Below are 22,450 nucleotides of genomic sequence, written 5' to 3' on the forward strand. Positions count from 1 at the left end.
CATCCGGCGCCCGCCGCGTCCCTCCGCAAAGGACCGTGAAGGAGTCTCGAAGGACGACCATGGCTGACGTAATCACGCGACCGGGGCCGAGCGCGCCGGACGCTCCTGCCGGCCGGCGACGAGCCCGGCGCAACATCCTCGTCGGATGGAGCTTCATCCTCCCGAACTTCGTCGGCTTCGCGCTGTTCACGCTGGTCCCGATGCTCGCCGCATTCGCGCTGGCGTTCCTGGAGTGGGACTCCTACGGCACCCCTGAGTGGGTGGGGCTGGACAACTTCCAGCGGATGCTCAGCGACGAGAACTTCCACGTCGCGCTGCGCAACACCCTCTTCTACGCCGTCGGTCACATCCCGCTGACGCTGGTCGTCGCGCTCGGCCTGGCGATGGCGCTCAACCGGAAGATCCGCGGCGTGCAGTTCTTCCGCACCGCGGCGTTCTTCCCCTACATCACCTCCCTGGTCGCCGTCGCGGTCGTGTGGAACATGCTGTTCAACCCGACGGCGGGACCGATCAACCAGTTCCTCGAAGCGCTCGGCGTCGCGGATCCGCCCAAGTGGGTGGCCAGCACGGACTGGGCGATGCCGGCCGTCATCGTCACCAGCGTGTGGCGGGACATGGGGTACTACATGGTGCTCTTCCTGGCCGGCCTGCAGACCATCCCGCAGGAGTACTACGAGGCGGCCCGGGTGGACGGCGCGAACGCCTGGCAGCGCTTCTGGAGCGTCACGCTGCCGTGCCTGCGGCCCACGACGTTCTTCGTCCTGGTCATGCTGACCATCCAGAGCTTCAAGGTCCTGGACCTCATCGTGGTCATGACCGACGGCGGCCCCGGCCGCAGCACGCTGGTCCTGGCCCAGCTCGTGTACCGGGAAGGCATCATCGAGGGGCGCTTCGGCTACTCGTCGGCGATCGCCCTGGTGCTCTTCCTCATCGTCCTCGTCGTGACCACCGTCCAGTTCCGTCTCAACGAGCGGAGGAGCGCCCGATGACCACGCTGCACGATGCGCCCCCGGCCGCCGCCCGGCCGCGTCCGCCGGGTTCGCCCGCCGGCCGGGACCGCCGCGCCGGGCGTCTGGTCCGCATGACGCTGGCCTACGTCTTGCTCGTCGTCGTGGCGGCGCTGGTGCTGGTGCCGTTCGCGTGGATGGTGTCGTCCTCGCTGAAGCAGGACAACGAGGTCTTCACCATCCCCATCGAGTGGATCCCGCGGGAGTTCCGCTGGTCGAACTTCGTGGAGATCTGGGAGAAGATCCCGCTGCTGACCTACCTGGGGAACTCGGCGTTCCTGTCCGTCACGATCACGCTGCTGCAGGTGCTCACCGGGAGCTTCGCGGCGTACGGGTTCTCCAAGGTGCGCTTCCCCGGCCGGGACGGGCTCTTCCTCGCCTACATCGCCACCATCGCCGTGCCCTGGCAGGCGTACATGGTGCCGCAGTACATCATGATGCAGCGGCTGGAGCTGACCAACACGTTCTGGTCGATCATCCTGCTGCAGGCGTTCGGGGCCTTCGGTGTGTTCCTCATGCGGCAGTACTACATGTCGATCCCGGACGATCTGTGCGAGGCGGCGCGCATCGACGGGCTCAGCGAGTACGGCATCTACTGGCGGATCATGCTGCCGTTGTCCAAGCCGGCGCTCGCCAGCCTGGCCCTGCTCACGTTCGTCAACACGTGGAACGACTACATGGGGCCGTTCATCTACCTGACGAGCAACCGGCTGTGGACCGTGCAGCTGGGCCTGCGGTCGTTCGACGGGGTCTACGACGCGGAATACGCCATGATCATGACCGGCGCCGTGCTGTCAGTGCTGCCGATCCTGGTGATCTTCCTGTTCGGGCAGCGGTACTTCATCCGCGGCATCGCGACGAGCGGGCTGAAGGGATGAGCGTGCACCTGCGCGGCCTGCTCCGGCCCGCCCAGCAGACCACGTACGAGAAGGTCTTCGACACCGTCTACGTCGGTCTCATGACGAACGTGCTGCTCGCCGTCGCCTGCTCGCCGCTGCTGGCGGCGCTGGCGATCGTGCGGGACCCGTTCGCGTCGTGGCCGTTCTTCGTCGTGCTGTCGTCTGTGTGCGCACCTGCGCTGGGCGGCGCCTTCAGGTGCTTCGCCGCCCTGGGAGAGGGCTCGACGGCCGTGTTCCGGACGTTCTGGTACGGCTACCGCCGCACCGCCGCCCGCGCGCTGGCCGTCTGGGCGGCCGGCGCCGCGGCCGTGAGCATGCTGGCCGTGGACGCCGTGGTCGTCTCGCGCACCGCTTGGGGACCGGCGCTCGCGCCGTTCTTCATCACCGCCGCGGCCCTGGTGGTCGCCGTGACCTTCGCCGTCATGGTGCTGGTCGCGGAGACGCCCGGCGCCGCCGTCCGGCTGCGCGCCCTCGTCCGCCCCTGCCTCTACCTCGTGGCCCGGCGCTGGTATCTGGCCGCCGCCAACCTCGTCGTGCTCGGGCTGGCCGTGACCATCGTCCTGGTCAAGCCGGTGATCGGCGTCCTGGTCGTGTGCTCGCCCCTGTTGTACGCCGTGTGGGCGACGACGAGGTTCATCCTCGCGCCGGCCTTGTCGCGCGACGACCCCATGGCGTCGGGGTCGTAGCTCCCGTGATGGCCGCGCCGGGCGACGCCGGTCGCGGCCCACGCGGTCATCGGTGAATTCGCCGGCGCCGTTCAAGCTGCATGTGACAAAGGTGGCGATGACGTGCGAAGCCAGTCGGATGACCGGGCTCAGTCCGTGGCGAAGGAGCCGCCCGCGGTGCCCCTGACCGCCATGCCGGCCAGTTTCTTCACCTGGTCGCCGGGCACCGGGACCCCTGGGGTGCTCAGGAACCAGCCGAAGGCCTCTTCGTCCCTCATCCCCTCCGGCCGGGTCGCCGGAAAGTACGGCTGGACGTAGACGGGGCTGCCCGGTTCGCTGCGCCAGCTGTCGGCGAGCGTTCCGATGTCCACCGCGTCGTAACCGAGGGTGCCCAGTAGCTGCGCTACCTGCGTCTTGGCGGCTTGGTCGGCGCCGGCGATGGGCAGGGCGCTGCGGTCGGGGGCGCCGGAGGGCCGGGCGAGGGTGAACAGGCGGTGGAAGTCGATGTTGTTGAACGCCTTGACCACGTGGGAGTCGGCCAGGTGCCGCTGCACCAGGGCGCTGGAGGTCAGCTCGCCCGTGTCGAGCTCGGCGATGCGGCCGTCGCGGTCCGGGTAGTAGTTCATGGTGTCGATGACGGTCTTGCCCGCCAGGGCCGCGGCGGGCAGCCGGTCGTAGGCGTTCAGCGGGATGGTCGCGACCACCAGATCGCCGGCCTGCGCGGCCTCGGCGGGCGTGGCCGCGCGTGAGTGCTCACCGAGCTCGGCGACGAGGTCGGCGAGGGTCTCGGGGCCCCGGGAGTTGCTCAGTACGACGTCCAGGCCGGCTGCGACGGCGAGACGGGCCACCGCGCTGCCGATCATGCCGCTGCCGATGAATCCGAGAGTCTTGGTCATGGTGCGATGCCTCCGTTTTGAGCAGGCGAAGCGGCGTCCTCGGGGACGTCCGGACGCCAGGTGTAATTTGTGAAACTGAGTATCACGGTAGCGACCCGGTGTCGGTATTGCAAACATGGGTCGATTGTGGGGTAGGATCGCGGAGTGAACGGAGCAGCGCGTACGAGCACGAGAGACATCGCACGAGCCGCCGTCCGGGCCGAGCTCGCCCAGGTGGCCTTCGACCTGTTCCTGCGCGAGGGCTTCGACAAGGTCACCATCAACGACCTGGCCGCGGCCGCCGGGGTGTCCCGCAGCACCTTCCTGCGCTACTTCGGCAGCAAGGAGGAAGCCGCCCTGAGCGCCTTCGACGCGCAGGGTGACCTGGTCGCCGACGCCCTGCGCGCCCGCCCCGCCGACGAGGACGACTGGACGGCGCTGCGGCGCGCGCTGGACACCGTCATCGAGCACTACCACCAGGACCCGGCCGGCGCTCTGGCGACGACCCGCCTGGTGCAGAACACCCCCGCCCTGTGCGCGCGGCACCTGGAAAAGCAGCACGGCTGGCGCCCCACCCTGGCTCAGGCCCTCGCCGAACGCGCCGGCGCACCGCAGCCCCCGCCCCTGGCCCTGTCGGTGAAGGCCGCCGCCGCACTTGACTGCCTGAACATCGCCATCGACCACTGGACCGCCTCCGACGGCCGGCTCCACCTCGTCGACCTCTTGGACGAAGCCTTCGCCGCACTCGCACCGCGATGACAAGGGCGTCTCTCGGAGGAAGGCCCCGGCATGTCCGACGGACCCGGACCGGCCTCCTATCGCACGATCGCAACCGGGCAGGGCGCATGCCGCAACATGGCCGCCGTCACGGAGCCGAACCAGCCGTGCGGGCCCCCGACGACCACCAGGGTCGCGTCGGTGACGGCGGCCAGCGCCTCGCTCGCCCGTGACTGCGCCGCGTGCGCCTCGATCGTGACCTTCGGCTGCTTCTCCCGCCACGGCATGAGGGCTTGCGCCAGCCAGTTCTCGGTCGCGTCCCGGACGGCCAGCGGGTCGAGGGCCGGGAACGTGGTCCCTCCCCAGGCCACTGGAGGCTGGTGCCAGGAGTGCACCACGAGCAGCGGGAGGCCGCGAATGGCCGCTTCTGTGCAGGCGAAGCCGAGCACCGCGTCGGCTTTGTCGTCGTCCGCCAGCCCCACCACGATCGGCCCCGGGTGAGGCCTGCGTGGCAGTGGGCCTCTGCCCCGGACGACGATGACCGGGCACTGCGCGTGGGCCGCCGCATGGGCTGCCACGGAGCCGGTCATCGCCTGGGCCACCGCGCCCACTCCGCGGGAGCCGACCACGAGCAGTCCGGCATCGGCTGACAGCTCCTCCAGCCGCCCGGTCGCGGACCCCTCATAAAGGTCGGCTCGTACGTCCAGACCGGGTGAACTGGCTCGTGCGCAGTCGGCGCCGTGCCACAGCACGTGCTCGGCCGCGTGGCGCAGCGAGGCACGGGCCGTTTGATCCCCGTCGCCGTACGGCCACTGCCACGCGTGGCAGACGGTGAGGGGGAGCTTGCGGAGCTCGGCCTCGTCCATCGCCCAGTCCAGAGCCTGCATCGAGTGGTCGGAGCCGTCGTAGCCGATGACCACGCCCATTGTCTCGTTCACATATCCACTCTTGGCGGAGCGCGGCGCGGTTGGGGAGGGCGTGATGGCCCGGTCTTGAAGGTTTTCACCTTTCCTGGTCAGATCTTGGGCCGCCCGAGTCGTCCGTGGGCGTGGCAGGCGCCGGGAGTGCCCCAGGCCCTCCGCCAAGGTATGACGATCGGAACTCGGCCCGCTCTTCGTCGGTGAGCCGTAGCGCCACCTGCCCAGCCATGACTCCTCGACGTCCACTGGCTTGATCTCCTGCAGGAACGCCTCGAATATCGCGGCATCGGCTCCGGGCACGCCGGATTCGCGAGTGTCCAGGGGCCACGACTTGCCGGTGGAGCGGTAGGGGATCTCGGTGGATCCGCGCGGCCCGGGCCGGCTCGGTTCGGCGGCCAGGAAGCCGGTCTTCACCAGGGTGCGCACGTGGTGCAGGGTCGGCTCGCGTTCCTCGTCATCGGGTTGCCCGCCGGAGCGGTCGTGGACCGGCTGCGCAAGCGCAACGTGATGATCGTGACCGGCTGGGGACGCATGCTCGCCGTGGCCTCGATCCCCTTGGCCTGGTGGCTGGACCTGTTGTCCATTGACCGAGCCCCGGCTGGATCGCGGACCCAAAGTCCAGCTCGGCGGCGAGATCCTGGAAGGCCTCGCCTTCGTGCTCGGCCATCCTCTGCTGCGCAGAATCGCCGGGTGCACGGCCACGCTGAATCTGTTCACCTCGATGGCCGGGCCGGTGCTGCTGATGCTGCCGGCCAGGGAACTGGGCCTGGCCGCCGGGACGATCGGTCTCATCATGGCCGCGAGCGGGCTGGGCGGCGTGCTGGCGGAGACGATCGGGATCAGGTCCACGATCCTGGTCGCGGTGGGCCTCGGATGTCTCGCCTTCCTGTGGGTGATCACCTCACCGCTGCGCACGATCCGTCCCCAGTACCGCAAAGACGCGCGGACGATCAGGCCGGCCCTGGGCCGAATGCGCGGACGCGGACGGCTTCCAGGGCGAGAAACAGTTCGGCCGCCTCGCGTGGGTGGTGGGCGGAGCGGCCGGTGAGCGCCTGCAGGCGGCCGAGGCGGTAGCGGACGGTGTTGCGGTGACAGAAGAGGATCTCGGCAGTACGGCCGGTCGAACCACCCGTGGCGAACCAGGCGTGGGCGGTGGCGAGCAGGGTGTCGCGGTCGTCGGCGGGCAGCGCGAGCAGCCTGCCGAGGATCCGGCGGGCCAGATCGTCGGCCGTCTCAGGGCTGCTGGCGATCAAAGTGGCGACCGGGTGGTCGCCGTAGTGCGAGACGCCCTCGGTGCCGGGCGGCACAGCTGCCAGCGCCAGCCGGGCCAGGCGCAGGGCCGAGGCGGTCTGGGAGATCTGGTCATAGGCGGGGCTCACGCCGAAGCGGCCACTCTGGAGCGGAGGGAACGGAGTGGCGTCGGGCAGGGACAGCACGGCCAGCCGCTCGGTGGGCAGGTGACGCCAGACCGCGCCGTGCGGAAGTTCGGCGGTGACCTCGGCTGCGATGGCGTGAAAGCGGCCCCGGGCGGGCAGGCCCAGCGCGTCGGCGCTGTCCCGGATCCGTACGGGGTCCGTGCCGAGAAGAGCGTCGAAGAGCAGGTCGCGGTCGAGCCTGGCACGCAGGTCGCGCTCGGCCTCGGCCTCGCGGTAAGCCGTGCGGATGGCCTCCGACAGCCGCTCCAGGCCGAGCCACAACCTGCTCGCGCTCTCGACGAGGACGGCGTGCTCGGCGGCGTCGGCCTCGGCGACGAAGCTCTCCCACAGGAACTGGGTGCCGACCCGGTAGCTGTGCAGCAGCGCGGCCAAGGGCACACCCCGGTGCGCGCGGCGGCGCGCGTTGGCCTTCGTGGTCGCGGTCGACATCGCCGAGCCGCTCGCCAGGTGGGTGAGCGTCATCCGCAACTGCTCGGCGCAGACCGCGGCCAGATCCTCCGGCGGCACCACCGCCAGCTCCGCCTCCGCCGCCCGTACCCGCCGGGCCAGCTCCTCGGCCAGCCCGTCGGCCTTCTCCAGCAGCCGGGCACTCAACGCCGCGAACCGCGGCTCGGCAGCGGAGGGGGATGGGGCGGGCAGCACGACCGGCTCTTCCACGTTTCCGATTGTGCCAGTGCACAGTCTGACGAACGACATTCGGTTTCGGTGAACGTTGATATGCGGCAACCAGGGCGACACGCTGGACCGGTGGGCTACTCCGACTTCCAGCTCGAGATCTACCTGAACGGCCTGACCGATGCGCTCCCGCCGTACTCGGTGGACCCGGCCAAGCTCCAGGAGGCCGCCCGCGACCTGCTGGACGACGGGGCCTACTGGTACGTGGCGGGTTCTGCGGGCAGCGGTGACACCGCCGCGGCCAACCGTGCCGCGTTCGGGCGGCACCGGATCGTCCCCAGGATGCTGCGTGACGCCACCGAGCGGGACTTGACCACCGAGTTGTTCGGCCGCACCTACCCCGCCCCGCTCGCGCTGGCCCCGATCGGCGTGCAGTCGATCGTGCACCCGTCCGGAGAGCCGGCCACCGCACGCGCCGCCGCCTCGCTCGGCATCCCGGCGGTCCTGAGCACCGCCTCCTCCCACACGCTGGAGGAGGTGGCCGAGGCCGATGGTCCCCGCTGGTACCAGCTCTACTGGCCGCACGACGACGAGGTCACGCTGAGCCTGCTGGAGCGCGCCCGCAAGAGCGGCTACGACACCCTGGTCGTCACCCTCGACACCTGGACGCTGGCCTGGCGGCCCAACGACCTCGACCGCGCCTACCTGCCGTTCCTGCGCGGCACCGGCCTGGCGATCCCGCTGTCCGACCCGGTCTTCCGGTCCAGGCTGGCCCGCCCGGCCGAGGAAGACCTCAACGCGGCGATCATGACCTGGGCGCCGATGTTCAACGGCCGCGCTCACACCTGGGACCAGCTCCCGCTGCTGCGCGACAACTGGGACGGCCCGATCGTTCTCAAAGGCATCCAGCACCCCGACGACGCCCGCCGCGCCGCCGACGCGGGGATGGACGGCGTCGTCGTCTCCAACCACGGCGGCCGTCAGGTCGACGGCGCCCTGGCCTCGCTGGACGCCCTGCCCGGCGTCGCCGCGGCGGTGGGCGACCGGCTGACCGTGCTGTTCGACTCCGGGATCCGCACAGGAGCCGACGTCTTCAAGGCCCTCGCCCTCGGGGCGCGTGCCGTACTGCTCGGCCGCCCCTACATCTGGGGGCTGGCATGCGGCGGTGAGGACGGGGTCCGGCACGTGGTGCGGAGCCTGCTCGCCGAACTCGACCTCACCTTGGGCCTGGCGGGCTTCCGCTCCCCGGCCGACCTCGATCCCTCAGTGCTGGAGACCCGATGAACCTGGAACCGATCCCTGCCGACCAGCTGACGTTCCGTCTTCCCCAGACGTTCGACAACGTGGAGGACGAGCGCCGCCACCGCCAGGAGCGCCTGGTCGCCGCGCTGCGCCTGTTCGGCAGGTTCGGCTTCGAGGAGGGCGTGGCCGGGCACATCACCGCCCGCGACCCCGAGCACACCGACCACTTCTGGGTCAACCCGTTCGGCATGAGCTTCAAGCACATCAAGGTGAGCGATCTGATTCTGGTCAACCACCAGGGCCAGGTGGTCCACGGCAGGTACCACGTCAACCAGGCGGCCTTCGCGATCCACGCGATGATTCACCAGGCCCGCCCCGACGCGGTCGCCGCCGCCCACTCCCACTCGGTGTACGGCAAGGCGCTGTCCTCACTCGGCACCCTGCTGGAGCCGCTGACCCAGGACGCCTGCGCCTTCTACGAAGATCATGGCCTGTTCGACGACTACACCGGCGTGGTGCTGGAGACCGAGGAGGGCCGCAGGATCGCCAATGCCCTCGGCTCGCACAAGGCGGTCATCCTCCGCAACCACGGCCTGCTGACCGTGGGCGACTCGGTCGACGCCGCCGCCTGGTGGTTCATCACGATGGAGCGCTCGTGCCAGGCCCAGCTGCTGGCCAAGGCGGCGGGCCCGACCGTGTCCATCGACCATGACCAGGCCAAGCTCACCCACGGGCAGATCGGCAACGACCTGGTCGGCTGGATCAGCTTCCAGCCCCTCTACGACCAGATCGTCCGCACCGATCCCGACATGTTCGACTGACCGATGCGGCGCGGGAGCGGCTGAACCCCACTCGAAAATGCACACTTGTGTATTTCTTCGCAGGTGTATAACTTCTTCCACCTCCAACCGGACGGCGCCCTGGCCGCCGGGCCGCCCGGCGGCCAGGGCGCCGTCCGGCTTCCGCTACGACCCGGCGGATCCGACCCCCGCGGCCGGCGGGGTCCGCCTGGCCATGGGCGTCAAGGCGGGCCGCGTCGACAACACCGCGTTGGAGGCCCGGCCGGACGTGCTGACCTACACCACGACCGCGCTGGAGCGGGACAAGAACAGCGGTTTTGCCGTCAAGGCGGACCGGTGTCCCGGCTCAGACGGGTCGGTTCTGCTGCTCGATGTGCTGGCGTAGGGCGCTGATGGGCGCGCCGCCGACGCTTCCGGCGAGGTACGAGCCTGACCACAGTTTGGCGGCCCGGTAGTAGTGGGCGGCCAGTTCGGGGGACTCCTGCCGCATTCGACGGGAGGAGACGCCTTTGAGGCTGTTGACCAGCTTGGACAAGGCGATCTTGGGCGGGAGGTTCACCAGCGGGTGCACGTGATGGGCCTCGCCGTTGAACTCTCGCGGTTCGGTTTCGAAGTCGGCGCACGCCCGGGTGGTGTTCAACGACGCGATCGCGCTGCGCAATCAGGCCCACGCCGATGCTCTGCCGTTCATCTCCGATGCGGAACTGTCCCGCCGGGTGATCACGGCGGCCAAGCAGACTCCCGAGCGGGCCTGGCTGGGCGAGGTGTCGGCCGTCGTGCTGCAGCAGGCCCTGGCAGATGCCTGCGCGGCGTTCGGTAACTTCTTCGCCTCGCTCACCGGCAGGCGCAAGGGTCCGAGGCTGGGGCAGCCCCGTTTCCGCTCACGCAAGGACAGCAGGCAGGCCATCCGGTTCACCAAGAACGCCCGCTTCGCCATCACCGAGGGCGGCAAGCTTCGCCTGCCGAAGATCGGGGATGTGGCGGTGCGCTGGTCGCGCAGCCTGCCGTGCGAGCCGTCCAGCGTGACGGTGGTCAAGGACGCGGCGGGGCGGTATTTCGCCTCGTTCGTGGTCGAGGTGGCCGCCGGCCCGCTCCCGGCCACCAGCGCCGAGGCAGGGATCGATCTGGGGCTGTCGCATTTCGCGGTGCTGTCGAACGGCCGGAAGATCACCTCACCCAGGTTTCCGCGCCGGGCGGAGAAGAAACTCAAGAGGTTGCACAAAGCCCTGTCGCGGAAGGAGAAAGGGTCGAAGAACCGGGCCAGAGCCCGCATCCAGGTTGCCCGCCAGCATGCCAAGGTCGCCGACGCGCGCCGTGAGTTCCATCACCAGACCTCCACCCGCATCATCCGTGAGAACCAAACGGTGGTCGTGGAGGACCTGGCCGTGAAGGGACTGGCGCGCACCAGGCTGGCCAAGAGCGTGCATGACGCGGGCTGGTCACAGTTCACCGGCATGCTGGAGTACAAGGCGAAGCTGTATGGCCGGACCTTCGTCCGGGTCGATCGGTTCTTCCCCTCCTCCAAGCTGTGCTCGGCCTGCGGCACCATCGCCGGGGCGATGCCGCTGACGGTGCGGGAATGGACGTGCGCGTGTGGCGCTCTCCATGACCGGGACATCAACGCCGCGATCAACATCCTGACCGCCGGACGGCGGCAGGTCGCCGCTGGACGGAAACCCGCATCTGAGATGGGCGGGAAGCGGAGACCCAAAACGCCTGCGGAGGCTGGTAAGACCAGGCCGCCTGCGCGAAAGCGCGGACGGAACGGCCCGGCCGATGAAACAGGAAGCCACAGAAGTGCCGCATGACACCACCACGTGGCACAGGCTGAATCCCCGGCGTTCACGCCGAGGAGCACGTCAAAACCGGAATCCGGGCACCGGCGAACCCAGGGCTACCGCCGCCACCCTCCGCGCCGCGGACCAGAAGGTGTTCCACGATCCCGCGCACACGTCCGCAGTGATCCTGCCGGTGCGGCAAGCGGATTGTTGACCGCCTAGCACCGCACCTGGATCGAGCGGGTCTCGCCGTTGAGGCGCGCACGGCCGGCCGGCGCCGCTCGCGGCGGCCAGGGCAAGGAACGCTACCGGCGCCGCACGTGCGGAGCAGGGGCAGCCGGCTGTAGTGCAGCGGTGTGGCGGTGATGCCGGCGGCGCGGACCGGTCCTGCGGCCTGCCCGCCCCGCGAGAGCGGATCGACGATCATGGCCAGGGGCAGGACGACGGGAGCGGGCGGTAGTCTCACCGCGGCGGTGCGCCGCGCTCGGCTGAGTCCCGCCGTGCGGGATGTTCCAGCGCGCCCAAGCCGCGGCCGAGAGGTGGCGACTCCTCAACCGAGCACTTGGCTGGGCGGCTGCGGTGCCGGGCTTGGGCAGTCGGTCGCTCAGTGGGCTGCTTCGTACTGCTTCACGACGGTGGCGGCGATGCGGCCTCGCTCGCTCACCGGCAGGCCCTGGTCCTTGGCCCACCGCCTGATCTCAGTGGACTTTTCACGGCTTATGGCCCGGGCCGAGCCGACGACTGCGCGCCGGCCGCGAACGCCGCGCTCGGCGCGGACGGCGCGGGCCTTGGTGATGAAGGGGGCGAGGGCCTTCTCCAACTTCTCCCTGTTCTCGCCCGATAGGTCGATCTCGTAGGCCGTGCCGTCGAGAGCGAACGTTGTGGTTCCCTCCGCGTCGCTGCCGTCGATGTCATCGATAAAGGATTCAACGATGCGCTTCGCCATGATGATGCTCCAAATTACGTTATGGTTGCGGGAACTGTAGCGCCCTTCAGCACATTATGCATCGCCCGGAGGTTTCCCGCCCTCGAAATGAAGATCCGCGAAGTGGCCCTGGACCACGTAGTTGGCCGCCTATGTGCCGGCGGTTGTCGCGGTTCCCGAGCCGGGCATTCATCATGAGCCTCCGCCCCCATGGCCGGGCCGGGGACATCTCAATCCCATGCTCGTACGGGCCGCGTCTCCGAGACCGGCACGCGGTATGCTCTGCCCCCTCCTGAGCAGTCATGGACCATGGATAATGGCCGGCCTCGTACGGGTGCGGCGCCTGCGCCTCGATATCCGAGGTCATCGGCTCTCCGGCCACGTGAAGCGCCTCGGCCGGGGACGAAGGCGCTTGCCGCGGTTGCCCGCGTCCACGCTGATCTCCCGGTCCGACTCCCGCTCCCGGGATTGCGGTCGAGCGCGTATCCCCCCTGAGGGTCAATGGCGGCGAGATCCATGGTGTTGAAGTTGAATTCAATGCCCGCCCAGTAGTAGCAATATCGGCGAGCGCGGTCACCGCGGCCGAGACGGGCGCTCCGGCGGGAGCGGTGAAAGGGAATGTCAGCGTCCCTTGCCTGAGGCGCCATGAATCATACGCGCCCCGGCGGGCGGCGACTGGCAGGTTGCCGGGGAATGTCAGGGGAGCGTGAATGGCCGGCACCCCCGCTATGTGCCGGACGCTCCCTCGGTCAGGGCCGCCGTGAAAGCTCGCACGAGCCCTGGGCGTTGTCGGATGCGCTCCGTTGCACAGAGCAAGGGACTGCTATCGTCTGATCAGGTGAGCCGGGAAGTCTGGTCGGCATGTCGGATCGTGCTGCCCAGAGAGAGCATCCGGATGACCTGTCTGTCCCCTTTCCTCCACGACATGGCGGGGCATGCCCGCCATGGGCGGTCGTCATGAATCCCACGGAACCAGGCATCCACGAGGCGGACCCCGAGTTCGACATCCGGCTCGACAAGCATGGGAACGTCGTGCTGCTGTCGTTGACCGGGCGGCTCGAGGGAGTGGCGTGCCTGGTTCTCCAGCAGTACCTGGTCAAAGTGCTCGTGGCCAGGATTCCGCCGTTGCTCGTCGTGGACGTCGAGGGCCTTACGGCGGCCGACATGTACGGTCGCGACATCCTGCTGTCGGCCGACAGGCACGCCAAGGCGTCCGGTGGACGCCTGATCGTCACAGGCGGTGGCGTGCTGCCCGGCCAGGAGGACGGCTTACTCGAGCTGTTCCCGTCCGTTGACGACGCCCTCGCCGAGCTCACCGGTTTCCGCCCGTAGCGCCGTTGGCAGGCGGTCCGCTGGAGCGAAAGGGTGACGGCGGTCCCCGCGCCCGAGATGAGTTCGCCTATTGGTCGGGCCAGCCGAGGGGATAGCGCAGAGTCGCCGGGGGTTCTCCGCCTGCCTCGTTGAAGGCGTTCATCGCGGAGATGAGGGCCTGGCACTGCTCGGGCGTCATGCGGGAGACGATGGCGGCGATCTCCTCGCGGCGCCGCGCGGTCACCTCGTCGACGAGCCGCCGTCCCTCGGGAGTGAGGCGCATGAGGCTCTCGCGACGGTTGTGCGGGTTGACCTGGCGGACGATCAGCCCCGCGCTGACCAGGCGGTCGGCCATCCGCATCGCCGTGGAGCTGTTCACGTCGAGCAGGTCGGCCATGGTGACGAGCTTGGTCTCGCCGTGCGCGGACAGCACGACCAGCATGCGTAGCTGAGGGAGCGTCACCCGGTCCTGGGCGGCCGACAGGGAGCGGGCGGTGATGGCCACCAGCAGCCGTGACCCGGTGATGACCGCCGAGATGACCGCGCCGAGATCCTCGGCGTTCACCCGGCCCGGAGGGTGCTGTTCCATGGTGACTTTTTACACGCTGACGGCGGCCGCGATGCACGCGAAAGTCTCAGGACGTGGCGGCACGTGATAGCGCGCTGCTCCCGATGATGGCGGTCGTCATATGAGGACCAGATCGACTCGGGGCCGCTATGCGTGGAGCTCGGAATGCCGGCGGCTGTAGGCGAAGTAGACGACCAGCCCCAGCAGGAACCAGACGCCGAACCGCAGCCACGTCGTCGGGTCCAGGAACGTGATCAGCCAGAGGGAGAACAGCACCCCGATCGCCGGGACCACGGGCATCCCCGGGGTGCGGAAGGACCTGGGCAGCTCGGGGTGACGGTAGCGCAGTACGATCACCGCCACGCACACCACCACGAACGCCAGCAGGATCCCGATGTTGGTCAGCTCGGCCGCCTCCCTGATGGGCAGGAACCCGGCGATCAGCGCCGAGCCGGCGCCCACGATCCAGGTGACGCGCGAGGGCACGCGGCGTACCGGGTGCAGCTTGGCGAACCATTGGGGCAGCAGCCCGTCGCGGCTCATGGAGAACCAGACCCGGGTCACGCCGAGCATGAACGTGAACATGACGGTCAGGATGCCGATGATGGCACCCACCGCGATCAGGGTCGCCAGCCCCGACAGCCCGACGGAGGCGAAGGCCGAGGAGAAGCCGCTCTCGGGGTCGATCTCCCGGTAGCTCTGCATGCCGGTGAGCACGAGCGTGGCGAGCACGTACAAGATCATGGAGATGATCAGCGAGTAGACGATGGCCCTGGGCATGTGCCGCTTGGCGTCTTTCGACTCCTCGGCGGCGGTGCTCATGGCGTCGTAGCCGAAGACGGCGAAGAACACGGTGGCCGCGCCGGTGATCGCGCCGCCGACGCCGAAGGGGAAGAACGGCGTGTAGTTGGCGGTGTTCACGTAGAAGAAGCCGACCACGATCACCAGCAGCACCACGGCGACCTTGATCGCCACCACGAACGTCTCGAACCTGGCCGCGCTCTTGATGCCGAGGTTCAGCAGGTAGGCGATCAGCAGGCACAGGAGCACCGCGAACAGGTCGACGACGCGCCCCTCGCCGGTGCCGGGCGCGCCGAGCATCCAGGCGGGCAGCTGGACGCCGAACTGCTGCACGAGGAAGCCGAAATAGCCGGAGATGCCGATGGCCACGACCGCGACGATGGCGGTGTACTCCAGCAGCAGGTCCCAGCCGATGAACCAGCCCACGATCTCGCCGAGGACCGCGTAGCCGTAGGTGTAGGCGGACCCGGCCTTCGGGATGAGCCCGGCGAACTCGGCGTACGAGAAGGCGGCGGCCGCGCTGGCGACCCCGGCGATGAGGAACGAGAGGAGCACGGCCGGCCCCGCCGTCTGGTTGGCGACCGCGCCGGCGAGCGCGAAGATGCCCGCGCCGATGATGCCGCCGACGCCGATGGCGGTGAGCTGCCACAGGCCGAGCGTGCGGGTCAGCTCCCCTTCGTGCTCGGCGGCGATCTGCTCCACGGGTTTGCGTCTGAACACGCTCTGCGAGGACACCATGACACCCCTCCTCCCGCGTGTCCTGCCCCTGGGGCGGGTTCCTACGCTCGCCCCGTCGCCGCGGAGGCCGGGGCTGAGCTGCGCCTTCTCATCGTCGTCTCATTTCCCGCGCCGCACAGTTGAGCCGATCCGCCGAATCGGGATCACCCCGCGTGGCGAGCGCGACGTGAAGGAGGACGACCATGGTGCAACAGCAGGTCCGCCCGGCCGGCGAGGGCAGGCTCCGGCGCGAGGTCGGCCTGGTCCCGCTGATGTTCTTCTCCCTCGGGTCGATCATCGGCTCCGGCTGGCTGTTCGGCGCACTCTACGCCGCGCAGGGCGCCGGCCCCGCGGCGGTGATCTCCTGGCTCGTGGCGGGTGTCGGGATCGTCCTGCTGGCCCTCATTCACGCCGAGCTCGGCGGCGCCTACCCCACGGCGGGAGGCACGGCGCGCTTCTCGCACTTCGCCTTCGGCGGCCTGGGCGGGTACACGGTCGGCTGGGTGAGCTGGATCTACTCGGTCGCGCTCGCGCCGATCGAGGTGGAGGCGGCCCTGCAGTACGCCGCCAACTACCTGCCCTGGCTCATGCGCACCTCCGGCGACACCGCGGTGCTGAGCCCCGGAGGGTACGCCGTGGCGACCGTGCTGATGCTGGCCTTCTCGGTGATCAACGTCAAGGGGGTGCGGTTGTTCGCCGAGACCAACACCTGGACGGTGTGGTGGAAGACCGCGGTGCCGATCCTGACGATCATCGTGCTGCTCCTCCTGGCGTTCCGGGCGGGCAACTTCACCGCCGGCGGCGGCTTCGCCCCCGAAGGGCTCAAGGGGATCCTGTCCGTGACGGCCTCCAGCGGCGTGGTCTTCGCGCTGCTGGGCTTCGAGTCGGCCATCCAGATGGCGGGAGAGAGCCGCAACCCCCGGCGCGACGTGCCGTTCGCGGTCATCGGGTCCATCCTCATCGGCGTCGCCGTCTACGTGCTGCTCCAGGTCACGTTCCTGGGCGCGCTGAGCCCCGCCGACCTGAGCCACGGCTGGGCCCACCTGAGCTTCGCCGGGGCCTTCGGCCCGTTCGCCGGCCTCGCCTCCGCGCTCGGGCTGGGCTGGCTGGCCTTCGTGCTGTACGTCGACGCGGTCGTCTCGCCGGCCGGCACCGGCCTGATCTACACCGGCGTCCAGTCGCGCCTGCTGTACGCCATGGGCCGGGACCGCTTCATCCCCCGCTCGTTCGGTGGCCTGAACAACCGCGGGATCCCGCTGGTGAGCATCGTCTGCGGTTTCGTCATCGGCATGGTGATCTTCCTGCCCTTTCCCAGCTGGAAGCAGCTCGTCGGCTTCGTGACCTCGGCGGCGGTGCTGATGTACGCGCCGGCGCCGATCGCGCTGGTCGCGTTGCGGCGCACCGACCCCGACCGGCCGCGGCCATTCCGCCTCCCGGCGGCGGGCGTGCTGGCGCCGCTCGGCTTCGTCATGGCCAGCCTGCTCATCTTCTGGGCCGGATGGACGACCGTGTGGCACCTGATGGCCGCCGTGGCCATCGGCGCCGTGGTGTTCGGGATCTCGCAGGCCGTCCTGCCGGCGGCGGACCGGCCGTGGCTCGACTGGCGCTGGTCGCTGTGGTTGTGGCCGTACTTCGCGGGCATGGCGGTGCTGTCGTACCTCGGGTCGTTCGACGGCCGCGGCGTCCTGCCGTTCGGCTGGGACATGCTCGCGGTGACCGTCTTCGCGCTGGCGATCTACGCCTTCGCCCTGACCCGGCCGCTGCCGCGGCGGATCGTCCAGCAGTACGTGGAGTCGGCCGGGCAAGAAGCGGAGGCTGCCTGATGGGAGCGCACGACGCGGCGGCGGTGGAGCTCGACGGGCTCCGGTACGCCTTCGGGAACAAGGCGGCGGTCGACGGCATCGACCTGCGGGTCGCACCGGGAGAGGTGTTCGGCCTGCTCGGCCCCAACGGAGCGGGGAAGACCACGACGATCCGGATGATCGTCACCCTGCTGCCCTGCCCGCCCGGCAGCGTGCGCGTCTTCGGCCTGGACCCGGCCAAGGATCGCATGGCCGTACGGCGGGCCGTCGGGTACGTGCCGCAGCAACTGTCGGCCGACGGCGCGCTCACGGGCCGGCAGAACATCGCCCTGTTCACCCGCCTGTTCGGGGTGCCCAGGCGCGAGCGCGCCGCCCGGGTCGAGCAGGCGCTGGAGGCGATGGGGCTGCTCGAGGCGGCCGACCGGCTGGCCGGGACGTACTCGGGCGGCATGATGCGGCGTCTGGAGCTGGCCCAGGCCCTGGTCAACGAGCCGCGGCTGCTGGTCCTCGACGAGCCGACGATCGGGCTCGACCCGGTGGCCCGCGCGACCGTCTGGGAGCGGGTCATCGCGCTGCGGGCCGAGACGGGCATGACCGTGCTCGTCACGACGCACTACATGGACGAGGCCGAGCAGCACTGCGACCGGGTCGCGCTCATGCATCTCGGCCGGATCCGCGCGCTCGGCGGCACCGGCGAGCTCAAGGCCGGGCTGGGGCCCGAGGCGTCGCTGGAGGACGTCTTCCGCGCCTACACAGGCGACACCATCGACGAGCCGGGAGGCACCCGTGACATCCGAAGCACCCGCCGCACGGCTATCAGGCTCGGCTGAGCTGTCTCCGTTGCGGACGCTGGCCGGCCCGGTGTGGGCGCTGTGCCTGGTGGAGCTGCAGAAGCTGCGGCACGACCGCACGGAGCTGGTCACCAGGGCGATCCAGCCGGCCCTGTGGCTGCTGGTGTTCGGCGAGACCTTCACCCGCATCCACGTGATCCCGACCGGCAACCTGCCCTACCTCGACTACCTGGCCCCCGGCATCCTCGCCCAGTCCGCGCTGTTCATCGCCATCTTCTACGGCATCCAGATCATCTGGGAGCGGGACGCCGGGGTGCTGACCAAACTGCTCGTCACCCCGATTCCGCGCGCGGCGCTGGTGACCGGCAAGGCTTTCGCCGCGGGGGTGCGCGCGGTGGTCCAGGCGATCGTCATGATGATCCTGGCCGCCGTGCTGGGCGTCGCACTCACCGCGAACCCGCTCCGCATCATCGCCGCCCTCCTGGTGCTGGTGCTCGGCGCTGGCTTCTTCGCGTGCCTGTCGATCGTGATCGCCGGCCTGGCCCTGAGCCGCGAACGCGTCATGGGCATCGGCCAGGCGATCACGATGCCGCTCTTCTTCGGCTCGAACGCGCTCTACCCCGTCGATCTGATGCCGTCCTGGCTCCAGGCGATCAACCGGGTGAACCCGCTCGGCTACCAGGTGGACGCCCTGCGCGGGCTCCTCCTCGGCACACCCAGCCACCTGGGCCTGGACGTGACCGTGCTGGCCGTCGCGCTGGCGGTGGGCGTCGCGGCGGCCTCGGCCCTGCTGGGCCGGCTGAGCCGCTGACGCGGCCGCCGGCTTCCGCAGCGCCGGCGCACCTGTCAGACGCTGAACTCCACCCCCTGGGCGAGCGGCAGCCGGCCGGAGTAGTTGATCGTGTTCGTCGCCCGGCGCATGTAGCCGCGCCAGGCGTCCGAGCCCGACTCGCGGCCGCCGCCGGTCTCCTTCTCGCCGCCGAACGCGCCGCCGATCTCGGCCCCGGAGGTGCCGATGTTGACGTTGACGATCCCGCAGTCGGAGCCCTCGGGCGACATGAACAGCTCCGCCTCGGCCTGGTCACGGGTGAAGATGCTGGACGACAGGCCCTGCGGCACCGCGTTGTTGAGCGCGATGGCCTCCTCCAGGGTCTCGTACGGCAGGACGTACAGGATGGGGGCGAACGTCTCCTCGGTCACGATCGGGGTCTGCTCGCTCATCCGCACCAGCGCCGGCTCGGCGTAGAAGGCGTCGGGCGCCTGGTCGGCGAACCGGCGTCCGCCGCCGGCCACCAGCGTGCCGCCCTGCTCCACGGCGGCCTCCAGCGCGGCGCGCATGGCCGCGTGCGCCCGCCCGTTGACGAGCGGCCCGACCAGGGTGCCCGGCGCCATCGGGTCGCCGATCGGCAGCCGCCCGTAGACGCCGGCGAGGCGCTCGACGAGCGCGTCCGCGACGTCGGTGTGGGCGATGACGCGGCGCATGGTGGTGCACCGCTGGCCCGCCGTCCCGGCGGCGGAGAACACGATGCCGCGCGTGGCCAGGTCCAGGTCCGCCGACGGGCACACCACGGCCGCGTTGTTCCCGCCGAGCTCCAGCAGCGACCGCCCGAACCTGGCGGCGACCCGCGGCCCCACCGCGCGGCCCATGCGGGTCGAGCCGGTGGCACTGACCAGGGCGATGCCCGGGTGGTCCACGAGCGCCTCGCCCACGTCGGGGCCGCCGATCAGGACCTGGCTCAGGTACGCGGGCGCGCCCTGCTCGGCCGCGGCCCGCTCCAGCAGGGCCGCGCAGGCCAGGGCGGTCAGCGGTGCCAGCTCCGACGGCTTCCAGACGACCGGGTCGCCGCACACCAGGGCGATCGCCGTGTTCCACGACCAGACCGCGGCCGGGAAGTTGAAGGCGCTGATCACGCCGACGACGCCCAGCGGATGCCAGGTCTCCATGAGCCGGTGGCCGGGCCGCTCGGAGCTGATCGTGCGCCCGTACAACTGGCGGGACAGGCCCACCGCGAAGTCGCAGATGTCGATCATCTCCTGGACCTCGCCGAGCGCCTCGGAGGTGATCTTCCCGACCTCCAGGCTGATCAGCGTGGCGAGGTCCGCCTTGTGCTCGGACAGCAGCTCGCCGAGCCGCTTCACCAGCGCGCCCCGCGCGGGCGCGGGCACCGTCCGCCAGGCCAGGAACGCCTCCCGCGCCCGCACGACGGCGTCATCGACGGCGCCCGCGGCCACCCACTCCACGGTGGCCAGCCGCCTGCCGTTGATCGGTGAGGTGGTCGCGACGTCGCCGTCCGGCGCGTCCGCACCGCAGCGCTTGGCGGTCTCGCGCGCCATCGCGGCCAGCTCGTCGGCGCCGGGCAGCGTGGTCACCATCAGGTTCTCCTTTATCAGACGATGCGTCAGACGATGTTGAGCTCTGGCCTGGACCCGGCCAGGGCGAAGCGGCCCGCGTCGAAGCCGGAGACGTCCACGAACGGCGCCCGGCCCAGGTAGAGGTCGCGGACCACCTCCCCGACGGCCGGGCACATCAGGAAGCCGTGGCCGGAGAACCCGGTGGCGTAGATGAACCGGTCGACGTCAGGGGCGGTGCCGATGAGCGCGTTGTGGTCCGGCGTCACCTCGTACAGCCCGGCCCAGCCGGTGGCGATGCCGGTCTCCATCAGCGCCGGGGCGCGGCGGGCCATGGCCTCGCCCAGCCGCGGCAGCCAGGCGTCGGACCGGTCGAGCTTGAATCCCGGGGTCTCGTCGGGGTCGGACATGCCGAGGAGCAGCCCCGGACCCTCGCGGTGGAAGTAGAACGTGGTGCCGAAGTCGATGGTGAACGCGGTCGGCGGCACGCCGGGGATCGGCTCGGTGACCAGGATCTGCCTGCGCAGCGGCGTCACCGGCAGGTCCACGCCTGCCCACGCGCCGATCGGCCGCGACCAGGCGCCGGCCACGCAGATCACGGCGCCGGTCTCGATGCGGCCGCCCTCGGTCTCGACGGCGACGATGCGGCCGTCCACCGTTTCGATGCCGGTCGCGGCGCAGTTGGGCAGCAGCCGCGCGCCCAGCCGCCGGGCCGCGCCGGCGTAGCCCAGCACCACGGACTCGGGCGTGCAGTGGCCGTCGGTGGAGGAGTAGGCGGCGGCGAGCAGCCCGTCGGGGTCGATCAGCGGCGACAGCTCCATGGCCTCCCGCACCGAGATCATCCGGCTGGGCACACCCAGGTCGTTCTGGACGGCGACGTTCCGCTCGAACTCGGCGACCGACTCGGGCGAGTCCAGCAGGAACAGGTAGCCCGGCTTGTGCAGGTCGATCTCCTGGCCGAAGCGTTCGGCGAAGGTCTCGAACGTCTCCAGACTGCGTACGGCGAGCTCGATGTTGACCCGGTCGGAGAACTGCGCGCGCACGCCCCCGGCCGCCTTCGAGGTCGAGCCGGAGCCCAGCGGCCCCTTGTCGATCAGGACCACGTCGCTCACCCCGGCCGCGGCCAGCGCGTACGCCGAGCTGACGCCCATGGCGCCGCCACCGATGATGACCACCGAGGCATGTGAGGGCAGCACCCGTCCCATTGATCGATTCCTTTCACCAGGCACCGCATCCAGCATCGCGGATCGGACAGATCCGGAGGAAGCGGTCAAGCCCTGTGGTTTGTCGGCATGGCTCAAGAACTTCTTACGCTGGGGAGGCCGTCGCTCAGCAGGGCCGCGGCCTGCCGCAGGGCCCACACCGCGCCGGTCACCACCGGGTTCGCGCTCGCCGTCCGGTGCACGGCGGTGATCCGCCTGCGGGCGTGCACATCGTCCTGCCTGGCCGCGACCACGCCCTCGCCGGGCTGGTGCGCGAGCGCCGGGACGAGCGCGACGCCGAGGCCGGAGCGGACGAACCCGCTGATGACGGCGTAGTCGTTGCTGCGGTAGTCGACCTGCGGCTCGTAGCCCGCCAGCGCGCACAACCGGCGCAGGCAGGACGCCCCGGCGGTGCCCTCCCGGGTGGACACCCACGTCTCGTGCTTGAGGTCGTCGAGCGCGACCCGCTCGGCGGCGGCCACCGAATGCCGCTCGGGCAACAGGAGCAGCAGCTCCTCCTCCAGCAGGCCGATCTCCTGCAGCTCCCGCGGCCAGGCCCGGGGCGCCAGGTCGTAGCGGTAGACCAGGGCCAGGTCGAGCTCTCCCGCGCGGACCAGGGGGATCAGCTCGTCGGGCTCGCCCTCGTCGAGCAGGGTCTCCACCGCCGGGTGCGTCTGGGCGTACGAGGCCAGCGCGAGCGGCAGCAGCCGCTGGCTCGCGGTGGGGAAGCTGCCCAGCCTGAGCCGGCCGATGGTGCCCTCGGACATGCCGCGGACCTCCTCTTCCAGCGCGTCCAGCGCGGCCAGCACGTCGTAGGCCCGCAGCACGAGGTAGCGGGCGGTCGGCGTCGGCGTGATGGTCTGGGCCCCGCGCTCGAACAGCGGCATCCTGACCGCCCGCTCCAGCGCCGCGATCTGCTGCGAGACCGCGGATCCCGTGTAGCCGAGCCGCCTGGCGGCGGCGGCGAACGAGCCCGCGTTCAGCACGGCGGTCAGCGTCCGCAGGTGTAGCGGATTGAGCATGAGCAGAC

23 protein-coding genes are annotated in these 22,450 nt (G+C 70.3%); 13 read left to right on the forward strand and 10 right to left on the reverse strand.

What is annotated here, in order from left to right:
• The first annotated feature begins 59 nt into the window (after nucleotides 1-59).
• From ACTMTI_RS34475 to ACTMTI_RS34485, 3 genes are read left to right on the forward strand one after another with little or no spacing between them, the layout of a single operon-like run.
• On the forward strand, nucleotides 60-989 hold the full coding sequence (locus ACTMTI_RS34475) for a carbohydrate ABC transporter permease (RefSeq protein WP_441124851.1): 930 nt from the start codon (nucleotides 60-62) through the stop codon (nucleotides 987-989).
• Complete coding sequence (locus tag ACTMTI_RS34480; RefSeq protein WP_441124852.1) at nucleotides 986-1,885, forward strand: carbohydrate ABC transporter permease; 900 nt, start codon at nucleotides 986-988, stop codon at nucleotides 1,883-1,885. Before ACTMTI_RS34475 ends, ACTMTI_RS34480 begins: the two co-directional genes overlap by 4 nt.
• The gene (locus ACTMTI_RS34485) at nucleotides 1,882-2,592 is read left to right on the forward strand and encodes a hypothetical protein (RefSeq protein ID WP_441124853.1); all 711 of its coding nucleotides are present in this window, start codon (nucleotides 1,882-1,884) and stop codon (nucleotides 2,590-2,592) included. The genes ACTMTI_RS34480 and ACTMTI_RS34485 overlap by 4 nt, the downstream gene beginning before the upstream one ends.
• Before the next feature lie 128 nt (nucleotides 2,593-2,720).
• Here the strand turns inward: ACTMTI_RS34485 and ACTMTI_RS34490 are convergent, their stop codons facing one another.
• Complete coding sequence (locus tag ACTMTI_RS34490; protein WP_441124854.1) at nucleotides 2,721-3,584, reverse strand: NADPH-dependent F420 reductase; 864 nt, start codon at nucleotides 3,582-3,584, stop codon at nucleotides 2,721-2,723.
• A gap of 27 nt (nucleotides 3,585-3,611) precedes the next feature.
• Here ACTMTI_RS34490 and ACTMTI_RS34495 point away from each other — a divergent pair, with 27 nt between their 5' ends.
• A complete protein-coding gene (locus tag ACTMTI_RS34495) occupies nucleotides 3,612-4,205 on the forward strand; it encodes a TetR family transcriptional regulator (RefSeq protein WP_441124855.1) in 594 nt (197 codons plus the stop codon).
• A 56-nt stretch (nucleotides 4,206-4,261) separates the two neighbouring features.
• On the opposite strand, the gene ACTMTI_RS34500 is transcribed toward ACTMTI_RS34495, so the two are convergent.
• The gene (locus ACTMTI_RS34500) at nucleotides 4,262-5,509 is read right to left on the reverse strand and encodes a universal stress protein (protein WP_441124856.1); all 1,248 of its coding nucleotides are present in this window, start codon (nucleotides 5,507-5,509) and stop codon (nucleotides 4,262-4,264) included.
• 157 nt (nucleotides 5,510-5,666) lie between these two features.
• On the opposite strand from ACTMTI_RS34500, the gene ACTMTI_RS34505 reads away from it, so the two are divergent.
• Complete coding sequence (locus ACTMTI_RS34505) at nucleotides 5,667-6,131, forward strand: hypothetical protein (protein ID WP_441124857.1); 465 nt, start codon at nucleotides 5,667-5,669, stop codon at nucleotides 6,129-6,131.
• Here the strand turns inward: ACTMTI_RS34505 and ACTMTI_RS34510 are convergent.
• Nucleotides 6,034-7,176 (reverse strand): PucR family transcriptional regulator, encoded by a 1,143-nt coding sequence (locus ACTMTI_RS34510; RefSeq protein WP_441124858.1) that lies wholly within the window; start codon nucleotides 7,174-7,176, stop codon nucleotides 6,034-6,036. The two genes, ACTMTI_RS34505 and ACTMTI_RS34510, sit on opposite strands and share 98 nt — an antisense overlap.
• Before the next feature lie 60 nt (nucleotides 7,177-7,236).
• Here ACTMTI_RS34510 and ACTMTI_RS34515 point away from each other — a divergent pair, with 60 nt between their 5' ends.
• Genes ACTMTI_RS34515 through ACTMTI_RS34525 form a run of 3 tightly spaced genes read left to right on the forward strand, consistent with a single transcriptional unit; the run spans nucleotide 7,237 to nucleotide 9,561 of the window.
• Complete coding sequence (locus ACTMTI_RS34515; protein WP_441124990.1) at nucleotides 7,237-8,418, forward strand: lactate 2-monooxygenase; 1,182 nt, start codon at nucleotides 7,237-7,239, stop codon at nucleotides 8,416-8,418.
• A complete protein-coding gene (locus ACTMTI_RS34520; RefSeq protein ID WP_441124859.1) occupies nucleotides 8,415-9,197 on the forward strand; it encodes a class II aldolase/adducin family protein in 783 nt (260 codons plus the stop codon). The genes ACTMTI_RS34515 and ACTMTI_RS34520 overlap by 4 nt, the downstream gene beginning before the upstream one ends.
• A gap of 37 nt (nucleotides 9,198-9,234) precedes the next feature.
• Entirely contained in the window at nucleotides 9,235-9,561 is a 327-nt protein-coding gene (locus ACTMTI_RS34525) for a hypothetical protein (RefSeq protein WP_441124860.1), read from the forward strand.
• On the opposite strand, the gene tnpA is transcribed toward ACTMTI_RS34525, so the two are convergent.
• On the reverse strand, nucleotides 9,523-9,816 hold the full coding sequence (gene tnpA / locus ACTMTI_RS34530; protein ID WP_441124861.1) for an IS200/IS605 family transposase: 294 nt from the start codon (nucleotides 9,814-9,816) through the stop codon (nucleotides 9,523-9,525). The two genes, ACTMTI_RS34525 and tnpA, sit on opposite strands and share 39 nt — an antisense overlap.
• On the opposite strand from tnpA, the gene ACTMTI_RS34535 reads away from it, so the two are divergent.
• Nucleotides 9,809-10,984 (forward strand): RNA-guided endonuclease InsQ/TnpB family protein, encoded by a 1,176-nt coding sequence (locus ACTMTI_RS34535; protein WP_441124862.1) that lies wholly within the window; start codon nucleotides 9,809-9,811, stop codon nucleotides 10,982-10,984. The two genes, tnpA and ACTMTI_RS34535, sit on opposite strands and share 8 nt — an antisense overlap.
• Nucleotides 10,985-11,558: 574 nt before the next feature.
• Here the strand turns inward: ACTMTI_RS34535 and ACTMTI_RS34540 are convergent.
• Nucleotides 11,559-11,900, reverse strand: coding sequence for a histone-like nucleoid-structuring protein Lsr2 (locus ACTMTI_RS34540; RefSeq protein WP_441124863.1), 342 nt, complete (start codon nucleotides 11,898-11,900; stop codon nucleotides 11,559-11,561).
• Nucleotides 11,901-12,836: 936 nt separating this feature from the next.
• Between ACTMTI_RS34540 and ACTMTI_RS34545 the strand changes: the two genes are divergently transcribed.
• A complete protein-coding gene (locus ACTMTI_RS34545; RefSeq protein WP_441124864.1) occupies nucleotides 12,837-13,211 on the forward strand; it encodes an STAS domain-containing protein in 375 nt (124 codons plus the stop codon).
• 67 nt (nucleotides 13,212-13,278) lie between these two features.
• Here ACTMTI_RS34545 and ACTMTI_RS34550 read toward each other — a convergent pair whose 3' ends face one another.
• A complete protein-coding gene (locus ACTMTI_RS34550) occupies nucleotides 13,279-13,779 on the reverse strand; it encodes a MarR family winged helix-turn-helix transcriptional regulator (RefSeq protein WP_441124865.1) in 501 nt (166 codons plus the stop codon).
• A 126-nt stretch (nucleotides 13,780-13,905) separates the two neighbouring features.
• The gene (locus tag ACTMTI_RS34555; protein ID WP_441124866.1) at nucleotides 13,906-15,297 is read right to left on the reverse strand and encodes an amino acid permease; all 1,392 of its coding nucleotides are present in this window, start codon (nucleotides 15,295-15,297) and stop codon (nucleotides 13,906-13,908) included.
• A 182-nt stretch (nucleotides 15,298-15,479) separates the two neighbouring features.
• On the opposite strand from ACTMTI_RS34555, the gene ACTMTI_RS34560 reads away from it, so the two are divergent.
• Genes ACTMTI_RS34560 through ACTMTI_RS34570 form a run of 3 tightly spaced genes read left to right on the forward strand, consistent with a single transcriptional unit; the run spans nucleotide 15,480 to nucleotide 18,680 of the window.
• On the forward strand, nucleotides 15,480-17,099 hold the full coding sequence (locus ACTMTI_RS34560) for an APC family permease (RefSeq protein ID WP_441124867.1): 1,620 nt from the start codon (nucleotides 15,480-15,482) through the stop codon (nucleotides 17,097-17,099).
• A complete protein-coding gene (locus ACTMTI_RS34565) occupies nucleotides 17,099-17,908 on the forward strand; it encodes an ABC transporter ATP-binding protein (protein ID WP_441124868.1) in 810 nt (269 codons plus the stop codon). Before ACTMTI_RS34560 ends, ACTMTI_RS34565 begins: the two co-directional genes overlap by 1 nt.
• The gene (locus tag ACTMTI_RS34570; RefSeq protein WP_441124869.1) at nucleotides 17,865-18,680 is read left to right on the forward strand and encodes an ABC transporter permease; all 816 of its coding nucleotides are present in this window, start codon (nucleotides 17,865-17,867) and stop codon (nucleotides 18,678-18,680) included. The genes ACTMTI_RS34565 and ACTMTI_RS34570 overlap by 44 nt, the downstream gene beginning before the upstream one ends.
• A 35-nt stretch (nucleotides 18,681-18,715) precedes the next feature.
• Here ACTMTI_RS34570 and amaB read toward each other — a convergent pair whose 3' ends face one another.
• From amaB to ACTMTI_RS34585, 3 genes are all read right to left on the reverse strand, one after another.
• The gene (gene amaB, locus ACTMTI_RS34575; protein ID WP_441124870.1) at nucleotides 18,716-20,242 is read right to left on the reverse strand and encodes an L-piperidine-6-carboxylate dehydrogenase; all 1,527 of its coding nucleotides are present in this window, start codon (nucleotides 20,240-20,242) and stop codon (nucleotides 18,716-18,718) included.
• A 26-nt stretch (nucleotides 20,243-20,268) separates the two neighbouring features.
• On the reverse strand, nucleotides 20,269-21,423 hold the full coding sequence (locus ACTMTI_RS34580) for an NAD(P)/FAD-dependent oxidoreductase (RefSeq protein ID WP_441124871.1): 1,155 nt from the start codon (nucleotides 21,421-21,423) through the stop codon (nucleotides 20,269-20,271).
• Nucleotides 21,424-21,515: 92 nt separating this feature from the next.
• Nucleotides 21,516-22,442, reverse strand: coding sequence for a LysR family transcriptional regulator (locus tag ACTMTI_RS34585; RefSeq protein WP_441124872.1), 927 nt, complete (start codon nucleotides 22,440-22,442; stop codon nucleotides 21,516-21,518).
• Nucleotides 22,443-22,450: the final 8 nt, after the last annotated feature.

Origin of the sequence: Nonomuraea sp. H19 (assembly GCF_052068215.1) — a bacterium.
GTDB lineage: Bacteria > Actinomycetota > Actinomycetes > Streptosporangiales > Streptosporangiaceae > Nonomuraea.